Source organism: Corallococcus exercitus (genome assembly GCF_003611585.1).
Classification (GTDB): Bacteria; Myxococcota; Myxococcia; order Myxococcales; family Myxococcaceae; genus Corallococcus; species Corallococcus exercitus.
On the sequence record NZ_RAVW01000270.1, the window covers coordinates 1 to 12971 of the forward strand.

Below are 12971 nucleotides of genomic sequence, written 5' to 3' on the forward strand. Positions count from 1 at the left end.
AAGAGACAGATGCTGGGCGGGAAGAAGCGGTGCTCCACGGCCAGCTGGTTCGCGGCCAGCAGCTGCGTGGGTTCCGAGCGGCCGGTGCCCGTGGAGACGTTGTAGCCGCTGGTGGAGAGCACCATCGGGCTGGCGTCCGCCTTGTGCAGCAGCGTCACGCGCTGCTCGAAGCGCTGGCACTCCGGATGGGCGTGGTCCGACGGCTGGTTGTACTTGAGGATGAAGAAGCGGTAGCCCGCGGGCACGTTCGCGCCGTTGGGGTTCTCCTGCACGGTGAGGCCCGGGACGGCACGCAGCCGGACCAGGATGTCCAGCGACGTGTTCTGGATGACGCTCAGGTCCGGCGGCGTGTCGACCCAGCCGCTCGGGGTGCACGCCACCGTGCCGCCGTCGGTGCCCGCATCGGCATCCGTGCCCGCGTCCGTCACCGTGCCCGCGTCGGCGTCCGTCCCCGCGTCGAGGCCGGTGCCCGCGTCGGCATCCGCGCCCGCATCGGCGTCCGGGCCCGCGTCATGCGTCCCCGCGTCCGAACCGGCGTCCACGGTCTGGGAGCCGCCGTCGGGACGCGGGTCGTCCGGGTCATCGCCACAGGCGACCGGGCCGCCGAGCAGGGCGAGCAGGGGGACGAGCAACGCCCAACGGCCACGGCGTGCCGCGTGGGAGGGCTGGAAGGTCAAGAAGGGCTTCATCGGTCCGCGTTCCTCGGCATCCGTCGCTCACCAGGGCTGTCCCGGCGAGCGACGGAGCTCATCGCGCGGATTTCACCCTCAAGGCCGGAGCATGTTCAAGGGGGCCGCCCCGGTGAGGTCCTCCACGCTGTCGTAGAGGAGCTGCCCGACGTAGTTGAAGTTGTGGGCCCAGGCACCCGGGTCCTTCTTGCTCAGCTGGTAGTTGTGGGCTGCCTTCACGAGCGCCGGCGTGAACGGCGCGAACGTGTTGGTGGAGACGGACTCGGTGGCGCTGCAGGTGCCGTCCTTGTCCGTGTCCTTGAAGAAGTACGGATTGACGTCGCCGTTGTAGCAGAGGCCATTGCCTGTCACGCCGCGCATGGCGGTCAGCAGGCGGGCGGCCATTCCCTCCACCTCCGCCGCCAGCGACTCCGTCGTGTTCCCGTCGCCGTCGTAGTCCGACAGGTGGACCAGCCGGAGTTGCGCCGCCTCGGTCTGGTCCGCGTGACACGTCTTGCAGCGCTCGCCCCACACGTCCTGGATGCGGAAGGTGTGGTTGCTCTTGCCGGGGACGTGGCAGCTGGTGCACTGCACTCCGCCCATGTGCGTGAGCCGGCCGGCGTAGGTCTTGTTGGGGTACTCGTAGCCAATGCGGACCAGCGTTCCTTCGCGCGTCCCCGCGGCCGGCAGGTAGTGCACGTTCTGGAAGCGCGGCGTGCCCCCCGCCGCCAGCGCCGTGTCGATGGTGGCCTTGGACGCCCGGCCGATGTGGCAGTTGGCGCAGAGGTTGTCCTGGCCCGGCAGGTTCACCGTCTTGCCGTCCGGCAGCCACGTCTGGGCGGGGATGAAGACGTCGTAGTCCGGTTCGAAGTTCTCATGGCAGGTGGAGCACTCCAGGCCGTTGGCCGTCTCCGGCACCTGTTGCCCGACCCCGTACTGGACGAAGAAGCGGTAGCCCTGCGCGCCGCTGTGGCAGCGCGAGCAGCTGGCCTGGACGGTCTCGCTGGAGTCCCAGTTGCGCGCCGCCTTGCTGGCGCCGTTGAAGTGGCCCGGGTCGTTGCGCACCAGCAGGGACATGTCGAAGGGGACGCTCAACCCCTTGTTCATGGACTGCGTCGAGTCATGCAACAGCTGGATGATGTACTTCGCGTTGTGCGCGAACGCGCCCGGGTCCACCCGGGACAGCTGGTAGTTGTAGGCCGCCTTCTGCAGGCGCGGGGTCCAGCTGGCGTACGCGTTGGTGGCGACGGACTCCGCGGGCGCGCAGGTCCCGTCCCCGTCGGTGTCCTTGAACCAGTAGGGGTGGGCGTTGCCGTAGCACAGGGGCTGGGCCCGCTCCGAGCCGTACCGCTGGATGGCGGCCAGCAGCCGGTCCCTCAGGCCCTGGATCTCGTAATAGATGCCCTCGGTGCGGTTCTTGTCCCCGTCGTAGTCCTGGTTGCGCGAGGCGATCTGCCGGATGTCCCAGGCCTTCGTGACGTCGGTCACGCCAGGGTGGCAGGTGGCGCAGGCCTCCCAGCGGACGCGCGTGCTGTGGGGCTCATGGCACTCGTTGCACTTGTCGAAGCTGGGCACGTGGCGGAAGCGCGAATCGTAGGTCTGATCCGCGTACTGGTAGCCGCCGGCGGCCTGGCTGGCGAAGAGCGTCGCGCCCGCGGGGTAGTAGTGGATGTTGGTGAAGCCCAGGGCGGGCGAAGTCGTGTCCTCGCCCACCACGCCCGCGTCCGCGACCTGCGCGTCGATGTCCTTTCCCGAGGCGCGCCCCTGGTGGCACACCACGCACCGGGCCTCCGGGCCCAGGCCACTGACCTTCTTGCCCGAGGGGAAGGTGACGGAGGTCAGGCTGGCGGCGGCGCTGTCGTGGCACGTCTCGCAGCGGACCACCGACTGCGTGGGCGCGGGGGCATCCACCTTGCCGGGGTTGGACCCGTCGCCGCCCAGGAAGTCGATGTAGCCTTCCGAGCTGTGGCACCGCGCGCAGCTGGTGGGAACGAGGCCGTCCTTGTTCCAGTGCGAGAAGGCCTCGGCGGTGGTGTCCGCATGCGGCGAGCCCGACCACGCGAGGAAGTACGGCACCTGGTTGGGATCCACGCCGCCGTCGCTCGTGAGGACGCCCATCACCACCACCACGTGGCGCGCCTCCAGCTTGGAGCGCGTGCCGGTGACCTTGATCGCGGTCTCCCCCGCGCCCACGCCGGTCACCTGTCCGGTGTCGTCCACGGTCGCGATGGCCGGGTCCTCACTCGTCCATTGATAGCCGTCGTCGGTGGCCTCGCGCGTCGTGGCGCTGAGCTGGATCCTCTGTCCCACGAGCACCGAGTGCGGACCGTCGGTGACGATCTCCGGGTGGGGGGTCTCCAGCTTCGCGCAGGCACTCAGCGACAGCGCCAGCAGCAGCGGTCCGGCCAGGAGCAGGGGGGAGCGTTTCATCGGAGCCTTCCCGGCAATGAGAGTGGTCATGGTTGAGCGCCTCCGGAGATCCAGGACAGGAGGGTCTGGTACTCCGGGGTGTCCGCCCCGTAGACGGCCCCGCCGCCGTGGCCCGCGCCGGAGGCCTTGCGCAGCAGCCGGCTGGCGGAGGGATTGGAGGTGTCTGTCAGCGAGACCGCCGCCGCGTAGTCCGCCTCGACGTCGCCCGTCAGCAGGAAGGACGTGGAGCCCGCGGCCCCTCCGCTGCGATGGCAGCCCTGACATCCGGTGGTGAGGAGCGGATGGACGTCGGTCTCGAAGGAGACGGCGCCGCCGCCATCTCCGCCGCCACCACCGTCGACGGGCAGGGCCCCGGCGTCGGCGGCGACCGGGCCCCGCTCGAAGTCCGCGCAGCCCACGAGCAGCGCGACCGCCGCCGTGAGGACGGCTGCCAGGGGCGGGATTCGGGAATCAGAACTCATACGCCACCACCAGCCGGGTGAAGTCGTCCGGCGTCTCGTCTGTCTTCTCCAGGTTCCAGAACTGGAAGAGGCCGGCGCTCAGGCCCCTCCAGCGCGCCACCACGCCCACGTTGTGGCTGGAGCCGTCCTCCCGCGTGAGCGCGTTCTCATCCAGGATGAGCCCCCGCCGGTTTCCGAAGGTGCGCAGTCCCTGCCGGTACTGGACGTAGAGCCAGTCGGTGGGGTGGTAGCGCAGCTGCAGGTAGCTGGCGAAGTGGTAGTAATCCGCGCCCGGCCCGCCGTAGCCCTCCGCCTCGCCTCCGGAGACATCCGCGCGCAGCAGCCCGGCGCCCAGGGAGAAGTGCTCCAGCACGGGGAGGCCGCGCGGACGCCACACCGCCACGTCCAGCGCCTGGAGGAACAGGCGGCGCCCGAACCCCAGGGAGTTGTAGTACGGCGAGTACCAGAGGTTGATGGGCCCCCACGAGGCGCCCAGCCTCGCCCCGACGCCCAGGTGGGTGTCCTCCAGCGGAGCCAGGTCCGACTGGAGGTTGAGCACCGCGTCCGCGCGCTTCAGCCGGTAGCCGGAGATGACGTAGGCGTCGCCAGAGAGGGCGAGCGGCCCCAGGCGGCGCTCCACGTTCACCGTGAGGCCTTCCCGCGCGAACACGACGGGGAGCACCCGCTGGTCGAAGCCGGCGAGCCCGCCGTAGCTGTGGTGGAAGAGCGGATCCCCTCCGAAGGGCACCAGCACCTTGCCTCCCCGGGCGAACACCTTCACCGGCCAGGACGGCCCGCTGAGGTGGAAGCCCACCTCCCAGAACTGCAGCGAGAGGACCTCCAGGGTGAGGGTCACCGGGTCTTCCGCGGACTGCCGCGTGAGGAAGAGGAAGTGGTGGTAGCTGCGCAGCGCGCTCTCACCCTCCGACTTGAAGGGATGGTCGTTGTAGTTGACGCGCTCGTAGTTGAGGTCGAAGCGGCCGTTGAGGCTCAGCGAGCCGAGCCCCGGGAAGGTCCCCAGCGGCACTCCGGCGTGCGGGCCGCCCGGGCCGTGAGGGTTTGACGGCGCCACGGCGGATCCGGGCGTGGCGGGGGCATGAGGGTTTGACGGCGCCACGGCGGATCCGGGCGCGGCGGGGGCGTGAGGGTTTGACGGCGCCACGGCGGATCCGGGCGCGGCGGGGGCGGACGGCGACACGGCAGGGGCCGTGGCCACGGAAGTGTTTCCCGCGGCGGGTGGTGGCGTGCTGGCCGCACCCGCATCAATCCACCGGGCCAGGAGCGCCAGCTGCGCGCTCCCCGGTGGCCACACCTCTCCTCCAGGATGCGCCTCGCCCCGCGCACGCTGGTAGAGGAGGCTGTTCGCGGCGGCACCAGGCACCACCAGCGACGTCACCGACCGCAGGTGCTGCTCCGGATCCGGATGGGTCACGTAACGGCTGGCGGCGGCCATCCCGTCGGAGGCATGACAGCTGGAGCAGTCCGCCAGCAGCGCTTCGTGGACACCCGGGGCGAAGCGCGGCGCGGCCGAGGCACCGCTAGCGGGCGGCGCGGGTTGCGGACCGGCGCTCGCGGCCACTGCGGACGGCACGGGCTGCGGACCGGCGCTCGTGGACGCCGAGGACGGCGCGGATTGCGGACCAGAGCTCGTGGACGCGGAGGACGGCGCGGGCTGCGGACCTGCGCTCGTGGACGCGGCGGACGGCGCGGGCTGCGGACTTGCGCTCGCGGACGCGGAGGCCGGCGCGGAAGGGACGGGCGCAGCGGGCACGCCAGGCGCGGCCGGGGCCGGACTGGAAACGGAGGGCGCGGTGGCGCTGGCGTGGGGAGGCCGGGGAGCGCCAGGGACGGCCTCGGCCGTGGCCGGCGCGCCGCGGGCCTTGCCGGGCGGGGCGCCGCCTTCAATCCACCGCAGGAGCGTGGCGTACTCCGCCGACTCCACGGCGAGGACCTTCTTGCCTCCGTGAAGGGTGGTGCCGGTGCCCTTCTTGAGCAGCGGGCTCTGGGCGGCGGTGGCGGGCTGCACGAAGCGCAGGGTGGCCTCGTAGTCCGCCGGCTCGCCCCGGAGCACCCAGCGGGAGCGGGACGCCATTCCCTCCGGGCCGTGGCAGTTCCCGCACGCCTTCTCCAGGATGGGCCGGACGTCCTCCGCGAAGCCCGGCACGCGCGGCCGGGACGCGACAGCGGGAGCGCGGGCCGGTGGCGCGTCGGGAGTCCGGGTGGCTTCCGTGGGGGACGGCGTTCCCGGGGCGACGACGCCCGCGTCGGGCACCTGCTGCGCGGGGGGCGGCTTGATTCCCAGCCGCTCCTGGAGCCGTCGCCGCTGCTCCTCCGGCGACTGCGCCCGCGTGGGGCCGGGCGCGGACAGCACCAGCGCGCAGGCGAGCAGCGTCCAGGTGCCCAGGTCAGTGACGCGCATGGCACGCCTCGCAGTTCATGGAGCCCTGGGCCTTCGCGGCACGACCGTCATGGCAGCGTCCGCAGTAGCGCCCCTCCCGCATGTCCTGGTGGGTGAAGCCCAGCCGGGCCTGCGGGAACGTGCCGGGGTGACAGCTGTAGCAGTGAAGGGAGCTGTGTCCCCAGTGGGAGAACAGCGCCGGAGCCGGCGCGGCGCGCTCCTTGAGCGGAGGCAGCCGGACGTCCTGCGGCGAGTTCACGGCGAAGATGGGCGTCGTGAGCAGGAGGAGGGCGACGAGCCCCACCCGCCACGGTCCTCCACGAAGGAGCGCGGACGTGCAGGACGTCATAGGGCCTTCTGCTCCTTCAGGATCCGCCAGACCGTGATGGCGTAGAGCAGGATGCCCAGCAGGACCAGGGGCACGCCCACCGCGGTGGACACCACGAAGGCCAGCGGGGACCAGGCGAAGCGTGCGAACAGCTGGACGAGCAGCCCCGCCAGGACGAAGAGGGCCGCCACCCGGATGCGCTTCTCGTGACTCATGGACGCTGTCGCTCCGGCAGCCAGAAGTTCTGGGCCTTCACGCCCTCCAGGTCATGCGCGACGTCGTGGCAGGTCAGGCACGAGCGTGCCCCGCTCTGCAGCTCCGCCTGGAGCTCCCGGTGCGGCCCGACCTCCAGGAACCCGCGCGCATCATTGTGGCAGTGGAGGCAGTTGTAATTGGGATACGGCTGATAGAGCCGGGGCTCCGGGGGAATGGTCCCGAAGTAATGGACCCAGACGTGCTTCAGGCCGTTGAGCTTGGCCTTCGCGTCCCCGAAGAGCGCGTAGTCCGTGTGGCAGGAGAAGCAGGTGGAGTCACGGCTGATGAGGCGCTTCTGGTAGTGGACCGCTGCCAGGGCGTTGGGGTTGTCCACGAACAGGCTCTGCCCGTAGCGCTCCATCTCGTGACAGCCCATGCAGAACTGCGTCTCGCTCGACTCGTGCACGCCCACCGCGACCCCGGCCCCGCTGACGGCCAGCGGCAGCAGGGCCAGCCCTCCGAGCAGCACCAGGCGTCCCAGCCCGTTCGCGGTGAGATGGCCCGCGGCGTAGGCAATCATCGCCACCATCACCGCCACCGCCCCGAGGAGCACCATCATGAGAGTCGTCAGTGCAGCCTCCATGGGACGTGGGTTCCCCGTCCCTTTTCATCCAGGGCGTCAATGAGTGCAACGACGGTGTCTTCGGCCGGGCTCACTCCGCGCGAGCGCTGAGCGGGGGCAGGGGGATGGGCTCCACCGCCGCTGTCTGTCCGTCCACGCGCAGGTCCAGCTGGGAGCGGCCCTCCGGCGACGCGAAGCGCAGCCACCATGACGCCGCGCCCTGCTTCGCCATCACCAGCTCCAGCGCCGGGCCCTGGTTCCGCGCGTACGCGGCCCCCAGCCTCACGGCCTCCTCGTAGCCCACGGTGAGCGCCACCGAGGTGGACGGAGGCGGCAGGGGCGCGGAGCGCTCCGCTCGGGTCTCCCGCGTGGAGCCCGCGCAGCCCGTGGCGAGGAGCGCGGCGAGCAGGACACCGCGAGGCGAGGGCCGGGAGGACGAGGGGAACATGGGCGATGGCTCCAGCATGCGGGACGGGGGACTGCCTGACGGACTCCCGACACTTCAAGCTTCATGCCGCCGCCGGGCCTCTCTCCCGCCCTGCCTTCCTTGCGGGCCAGGCACGACCGCGTCCGGCGCCCGGGCGCAATTGTTGCGCGAGCGGGCCTGGCCCCGCGCATTTCCTGCCGGGCGGCCCGGTCCGTCCCGGGGGCGTGCTCTGTCCGGCCGCGACGGGGGCGGCGGCGCGCGGCTTGAGTCCACCCCGCGCGCGCGGTAGCCACGTCCCGTCACGTCTCCCTGGAGCCCTCCATGAAGCCCCTGCTGCTGGCCGCCGTCCTCGCCGCCGCGCCCGCTACCCCGCCGAAGTCCCTGGCGCCCGACGCCGGGCCCGCGCAGGCCGCGCAGCCCACCCTCACCGTGCCCGGGGGGAAGTTCCTCCGCGCCCGCTCCGGCAACACCGCCGTCGCCCAGATGTTCGCGCCGGGCATCGCGGAGCTGTCCCTGCCGGAGAAGCGCGTGGCGTGGTCCCTCACGCTCGCGGCGCACGCGGGCGAGGACATCGCGTTGGATCAGCTGGGCTGGAAGCTGGTGCCGGCGAAGCAGCTGCTGGAAGGCGTGTGGCTCTTCGGCCGGGACGCACAGAGCGCCGCGTCCGGCTTCGACGCGAAGCTGGCGGAGTACCTGCTGCGCTTCTACGGGCACGGCGGCAACCACGACAGCACCACCGGCCAGAAGTTCGTCCCGGGCTTCACCGCGGAGCAGCTGGCCGCGGGCGCCTCGCGCGCGCTCAAGGCCGGCGCGCCCTGGTCGGTGAAGGACGAGGCCGCGCTCCAGGCCTGGCTCCAGGACCTGAAGCCCACCCTCTTCGACGCGAGCTTCGAGCCGCAGCTCACCTCCAAGGCCCCGCCGCCGGGACAGGACCTCCTCACCGCGTCCTCCAACACCGCCTATGGCCCCGGCGTGACGGAGAAGGACCTGGTGGGCTTCAAGGAGAAGTACCCGCTCAACTCGCGCGTGGTGAAGCAGGACGGCAAGCTGGTGGAGCAGGTGTTCCGCGCGGGCACGCCGGACGGCAAGGTGAAGCCGGGCCTGTACGCGAAGGAGCTCTCGCGCGTCATCGCGCACCTCCAGGAGGCGATGAAGTCCGCGGAGCCCGCGCAGAAGGCCGCGCTGGGCAAGCTGGTGCGCTACTTCCAGACGGGCAGCCCCCAGGACTGGGACGCGTACAACATCGCGTGGCTCAAGGTGGATCCGAAGGTGGACGCGAACCTGGGCTTCATCGAGACGTACGTCGACCCGCGCGGCCACAAGGGCCAGTGGGAGGCGCTGGTCAACTACCGCGACACGCAGGAGAACCAGATCATGGTGCTCATGGGCCAGAAGGCCCAGTACTTCGAGGACCGGCTGCCGTGGCCGGAGAAGTACCGCCGCAAGAAGGTCGCGCTGCCCGTCGCCAAGGCCATCAACCTCATCACGTCCAACCCGGAGCCGCCCGCGGGCATCAACCTGCCCAACGAGCAGCACATCCGGGAGAAGTACGGCAGCAAGAGCGTGATGATCACCAACGTCATGGACGCGGCCTCCGCGGTGACGCGGCTGCCCCTGGCGCTGGAGTTCTCCCGCACGGCGGAGGACCGCGAGCAGGCCCAGAAGTACTCCGTCACCGCGCGCAAGTGGCTGGTGGCCTTCCATGAGGTGCTGGGCCACGCCTCCGGCCAGGTGGACGCGAAGCTGAAGGGCCAGTCCCCGTCCGTGTTCCTCAAGGAATACGACAACACGCTGGAGGAGGCGCGCGCGGACCTGGTCGCGCTGTGGCACGCGTTCGACCCGGCGCTCGCGGAGCTGTCGCCGGACCATGACGCCATCGCGCGGCAGATGTACCGCGACTTCCTGGTGGAGGGGCTCACCAACCTGCGCCGGGTGGAAGAGGGCAACGCGTTCGAGGAGGACCACCAGCGCGGCCACCACATGACGGTGACGTTCCTGGAGGAGAAGGGCGCGGTGAAGCAGGTGATGGAGAACGGCCGCACGTACCTGGTGGTGCCGGACTACGCGAAGATGCGCGAGGCGGTGGGCGAGCTGCTCTCCAAGCTGATGGTCATCAAGGCCACCGGCGACTACGAGGGCATCCGCGCGCTGGTGCAGGAGAAGGGCATCCACTTCGACCCGAAGCTGCGCGACGAGGTCGCCCGCCGGGTGAAGGCCGTGGACGTGCCCACGGTGCTGCTGCTCAATTCGCCGCGCGTGGTGCCGGTGCTGGACGCGAAGGGGGAGCTGGTGGACCTGAAGGAGGACACCACCCAGGCCTTCGTGGATCAGCACCTGGAGCGCAGCCTGCTGGGCCGGCTGTCCCCCGCGGAGGCCCGGCGCGTCGCCGCGAAGCTGACGGGTTCTCCGGACGCCGTGCGCGAGGCGTTCCGGGAGCTGGGGCCTGAAACGGCTCCGGCGCCGACCCCCAAGAAGGGAGCGGCGCCGGCGAAGGTCACGCCCTGACGAGGCAGCCCGTCAGTGGTTGGACGGCGGCGTGTCTGCCTCCGTGATGGGCGTCCCGGACTCCGTGGTGAGGACGACGCGCGTGTCTCCCGGCTGCACCGGCCCGCCCGGGGTGGCCGGGTCGCCCAGCCGGGGGTTGGGCCGGCCGTAGTCGCGCTCGTAGATGCGCACCACGGAGAGGAAGAAGGCGACGATGAGGGGCCCCAGCAGCAGGCCCACCGTGCCGAACGCCGCCAGGCCGCCGAGCAGCGCGAAGAAGATGATGGCGCCGTGCTGGTTCATGCCCTTCTTGGCGAGCAGCGGCTTGACGACGTTGTCCACGAGCCCCACCACGACGAGGCCCCAGATGGTCAGGAAGAGGGCTGCCCACGGGTGGCCGCTGAGGAACATCAGGCCCGCGGTGAACAGCACCACCACCGCGGCGCCCACGGCGGGGATGAGGGCGAGAAAGAAGGTGAGGCCCGCGAAGAACAGCGGGGCGGGCACTCCCACGATGAGGAAGCCGACGAGCGCGGCCACGGCCTGGACGCCCGCGGTGGCCACCGTGGAGACGAGCACCGACACGGACGTGTTCTTGAACTCGTGCAGCAGCTCCCGCGTCTGTCCGCGCCGGAGCGGCGACACGCTCTCAATCCACTGCACCAACCGCGCGCCGTCGGTGAGGAAGAAGAAGAGGGCGATGAGCATCATCGTCGTCTGGAGGATGAGCGTGCCCGTGGCGGCCACCGCCCCCGTGACGGCCTTGGCGGCCGTGCCGCCCTGGGTCGTCACCTGCTCCTGGAGCTTCTGGTCGATCTGCTCCTGCTCCAGGGGGAGCCGTTCGATAAGCTTGCTCACGGGGCCCCGGACGCCGCTGGGAAGCTTTTCCACCAGGCCCGTCATCCCGTCCTTCTGCACGGTCTGGGACACGAAGTGCGCGCCCTCGGACACCTCCGCGACGACGAACGCGGTGAGGCCGCCCAGGGGCAAGAGCAGCGCCAGCAGGATGCCCGTGACGATGAGGCCCGCGGACACGTTGCCGTGACCTCGCAGCCGCTTCCGGAGCCGTTTGTGCAGGCCGTAGAACGTGCCCGCCAGCACCGCTGCCAGGAAGAACGCCTCCGCGAAGGGCCGGATGACCAGGCACAAGAGGAGGATGGACAGGAGGATGAGACCCACGAAGACGCGTCGCGCTACCTGATCGGAGGCCATGGCCTTGCAAATTTAGGGAGCCGGACCTGTCGGCGGGAGCCTGCCCGGCTGTGATGACGCAGGAACATTCCCCCGGGCCCGCCTGGTTGCCTGCTCACCGGACTTGGGGGCGGCGAAGGGGGCGGTAGAGTGCGCGCATGCCGCCTTTCGACTCCGCCCGCTTCACCCTCTGGGTTCCGCAGCTCCTGTGCGCCGTCTTCCTGGCCATCCTCTTCCTGCAGTCCGGCCTGGACAAGGTCGTGGACTGGAAGGGGAACCTGGGATGGCTGACGGGCCACTTCTCCAAGTCGCCCCTCAAGGGTGTGGTGACGCCGATGCTGGCGGTCATCACGTTGATGGAGCTGGCCTCCGGGGCGCTGAGCGCGGCGGGCGCGGTGGCGCTGCTGGTGAACGGCAACCCGTTCCTCGCGTACCTGGGCGCGGTGCTCTCCGCGCTGTCGCTCCTGGCCCTCTTCTTCGGCCAGCGCATGGCGAAGGAGTACGCGGGCGCGGCGGTGCTGGTGCCGTACTTCGTGGTGACGCTCGCGGGCGTGTACCTGCTGCGCCTGACGTGAGGCCGGCCCTTTAGAGCACCTTGCGCGAGGGCATGATGGCGTTGGCGGACAGCAGGCCCGCCGCCAGCGCCACCGCGACCATCAGCATGGAGAAGGCCGTGTCCACGCCGGCCACCACGTCGCGCTCCAGCAGGGAGGCCAGGCTGCGGAAGCCCACGCTGCCCGGCACGAGCAGCATCAGGCCCGGCACCACGGTGGTGACGGCGGGCCGGTTGCGCAGCCGCGCCAGCGCGTTGCTTCCCATGCCCAGGAGCAGCGCGCCCGCGAAGGCGCCCAGCTGGGGCCCCAGGAGCAGCGCTCCCAACCGCGCGCCCATGAACGCGGCGGCGCCGGCCAGGGCAATCCATCCCCAGTCGCGCGGCCGGGCGCGGAAGAGCACCGCGATGGCGAAGCCCGCCACCACGAGCGCGACGACGGCCGTCCCCGGAGGCATCACGGTGGGCAGGGGCGGCGTGGGCACGGGAGGCAGCACCGTGGCCACGCGGCTGCCCAGGGCCGCGCCGAAGCCCAACTGGAGGAACACCAGCGCGGCGTGGGTGAGGCGCGACGTGCCGGAGATGAGGTTGCGCGTGGCCACCTCGTTGACGGCGATGGTGAGCGTGAGGCCGGGCAACAGGACGATGAGGCCCGCGAGCGTGGCGACTTCACCGTGCAGGGGACCGAAGAAGTGGGCCGCGATGCCCGCGAACGCGGCGGACAGCACGGCCGCCACGGGCTCCAGCACCCGCGCGGTGGTGGGCTGCTTGCGCGTCAGCAGGTCCAGCCCGCCGATGGCCAGGCTGCTGACGGCCGCGACGCCCATCTCCTTCCAACCGCCGCCGAACAGCAGCGCCGCGGAGGCCCCCGCCAGCATCCAGCAGAGCAGCTGGAGGGCCGGGCCGTAGCGCGGCGGCCGGGCGAGGATGGCCTCCACGCGTGAGGCGCCCTCCGTAGGCGTGAGGCGCCCCTGGATGACGTCGTCCGCGAGGATGTCCAGGAGGATGAGGCGCTCCAAATCGAAGTCGCCGGGCTCCACGCGGATGAGGCTGGTGCGCAGGTCCTCGGGCGGGCCGAAGGAGGCGAAGATGGAGGTGGGCGTGGAGAAGAAGCGGGCCTCCAGGCCCAGCCGCTCGCTCACCCGCTGCATCAGCCCCTCCAGGCGGTGGGCAGGAGTGCCGTGGCGGTGCAGGGCCTGGCCCAGGCGCAGCACGAAGGCTGGCTCTTATACACATCT

General features: G+C 71.2%; 11 protein-coding genes and 1 pseudogene. 2 read left to right on the top strand and 10 right to left on the bottom strand.

Annotation, left to right across the window (positions count from 1 at the left end; genetic code table 11):
* From D7W79_RS27815 to D7W79_RS27845, 8 genes and pseudogenes are all read right to left on the bottom strand, one after another.
* Positions 1 to 689 (bottom strand): annotated as a pseudogene (locus D7W79_RS27815) (hypothetical protein); the annotation flags it as partial.
* A 78-nt stretch (positions 690 to 767) separates the two neighbouring features.
* Positions 768 to 3098 (bottom strand): Ig-like domain-containing protein, encoded by a 2331-nt coding sequence (locus D7W79_RS27820; RefSeq protein ID WP_158617062.1) that lies wholly within the window; start codon positions 3096 to 3098, stop codon positions 768 to 770.
* 26 nt (positions 3099 to 3124) lie between these two features.
* Entirely contained in the window at positions 3125 to 3559 is a 435-nt protein-coding gene (locus D7W79_RS43835; RefSeq protein ID WP_158617063.1) for a hypothetical protein, read from the bottom strand.
* A complete protein-coding gene (locus tag D7W79_RS45865) occupies positions 3549 to 5957 on the bottom strand; it encodes a hypothetical protein (protein WP_120528422.1) in 2409 nt (802 codons plus the stop codon). The genes D7W79_RS43835 and D7W79_RS45865 overlap by 11 nt, the downstream gene beginning before the upstream one ends.
* Positions 5944 to 6285, bottom strand: a complete 342-nt coding sequence (locus D7W79_RS27830) for a c(7)-type cytochrome triheme domain-containing protein (RefSeq protein WP_120528423.1) — start codon at positions 6283 to 6285, stop codon at positions 5944 to 5946. Before D7W79_RS27830 ends, D7W79_RS45865 begins: the two co-directional genes overlap by 14 nt.
* The gene (locus tag D7W79_RS27835) at positions 6282 to 6479 is read right to left on the bottom strand and encodes a hypothetical protein (RefSeq protein ID WP_120528424.1); all 198 of its coding nucleotides are present in this window, start codon (positions 6477 to 6479) and stop codon (positions 6282 to 6284) included. The genes D7W79_RS27830 and D7W79_RS27835 overlap by 4 nt, the downstream gene beginning before the upstream one ends.
* Complete coding sequence (locus D7W79_RS27840) at positions 6476 to 7078, bottom strand: NapC/NirT family cytochrome c (protein ID WP_158617064.1); 603 nt, start codon at positions 7076 to 7078, stop codon at positions 6476 to 6478. Before D7W79_RS27840 ends, D7W79_RS27835 begins: the two co-directional genes overlap by 4 nt.
* A 94-nt stretch (positions 7079 to 7172) precedes the next feature.
* Complete coding sequence (locus D7W79_RS27845) at positions 7173 to 7529, bottom strand: hypothetical protein (protein WP_147442085.1); 357 nt, start codon at positions 7527 to 7529, stop codon at positions 7173 to 7175.
* Positions 7530 to 7829: 300 nt separating this feature from the next.
* Here D7W79_RS27845 and D7W79_RS27850 point away from each other — a divergent pair, with 300 nt between their 5' ends.
* Positions 7830 to 10013, top strand: coding sequence for a dipeptidyl-peptidase 3 family protein (locus D7W79_RS27850; protein WP_120528427.1), 2184 nt, complete (start codon positions 7830 to 7832; stop codon positions 10011 to 10013).
* 12 nt (positions 10014 to 10025) lie between these two features.
* On the opposite strand, the gene D7W79_RS27855 is transcribed toward D7W79_RS27850, so the two are convergent.
* A complete protein-coding gene (locus tag D7W79_RS27855; RefSeq protein ID WP_120528428.1) occupies positions 10026 to 11204 on the bottom strand; it encodes an AI-2E family transporter in 1179 nt (392 codons plus the stop codon).
* 137 nt (positions 11205 to 11341) lie between these two features.
* Here D7W79_RS27855 and D7W79_RS27860 point away from each other — a divergent pair, with 137 nt between their 5' ends.
* A complete protein-coding gene (locus D7W79_RS27860; RefSeq protein WP_120528429.1) occupies positions 11342 to 11758 on the top strand; it encodes a DoxX family protein in 417 nt (138 codons plus the stop codon).
* 10 nt (positions 11759 to 11768) lie between these two features.
* Here D7W79_RS27860 and D7W79_RS27865 read toward each other — a convergent pair whose 3' ends face one another.
* Positions 11769 to 12947 (bottom strand): threonine/serine exporter family protein, encoded by a 1179-nt coding sequence (locus D7W79_RS27865; RefSeq protein WP_244222000.1) that lies wholly within the window; start codon positions 12945 to 12947, stop codon positions 11769 to 11771.
* Positions 12948 to 12971: the final 24 nt, after the last annotated feature.

What these genes read in the sequence shown, in the direction of transcription:
- D7W79_RS27845 (WP_147442085.1), bottom strand. Translation starts at nt 7,529, where the DNA reads ATGTTCCCCTCGTCCTCCCGGCCCTCGCCTCGCGGTGTCCTGCTCGCC.
- D7W79_RS27840 (WP_158617064.1), bottom strand. Translation starts at nt 7,078, where the DNA reads ATGATGGTGCTCCTCGGGGCGGTGGCGGTGATGGTGGCGATGATTGCC.
- D7W79_RS27850 (WP_120528427.1), top strand. Translation starts at nt 7,830, where the DNA reads ATGAAGCCCCTGCTGCTGGCCGCCGTCCTCGCCGCCGCGCCCGCTACC.
- D7W79_RS45865 (WP_120528422.1), bottom strand. Translation starts at nt 5,957, where the DNA reads ATGCGCGTCACTGACCTGGGCACCTGGACGCTGCTCGCCTGCGCGCTG.
- D7W79_RS27855 (WP_120528428.1), bottom strand. Translation starts at nt 11,204, where the DNA reads ATGGCCTCCGATCAGGTAGCGCGACGCGTCTTCGTGGGTCTCATCCTC.
- D7W79_RS27820 (WP_158617062.1), bottom strand. Translation starts at nt 3,098, where the DNA reads ATGAAACGCTCCCCCCTGCTCCTGGCCGGACCGCTGCTGCTGGCGCTG.
- D7W79_RS43835 (WP_158617063.1), bottom strand. Translation starts at nt 3,559, where the DNA reads ATGAGTTCTGATTCCCGAATCCCGCCCCTGGCAGCCGTCCTCACGGCG.
- D7W79_RS27830 (WP_120528423.1), bottom strand. Translation starts at nt 6,285, where the DNA reads ATGACGTCCTGCACGTCCGCGCTCCTTCGTGGAGGACCGTGGCGGGTG.
- D7W79_RS27835 (WP_120528424.1), bottom strand. Translation starts at nt 6,479, where the DNA reads ATGAGTCACGAGAAGCGCATCCGGGTGGCGGCCCTCTTCGTCCTGGCG.
- D7W79_RS27860 (WP_120528429.1), top strand. Translation starts at nt 11,342, where the DNA reads ATGCCGCCTTTCGACTCCGCCCGCTTCACCCTCTGGGTTCCGCAGCTC.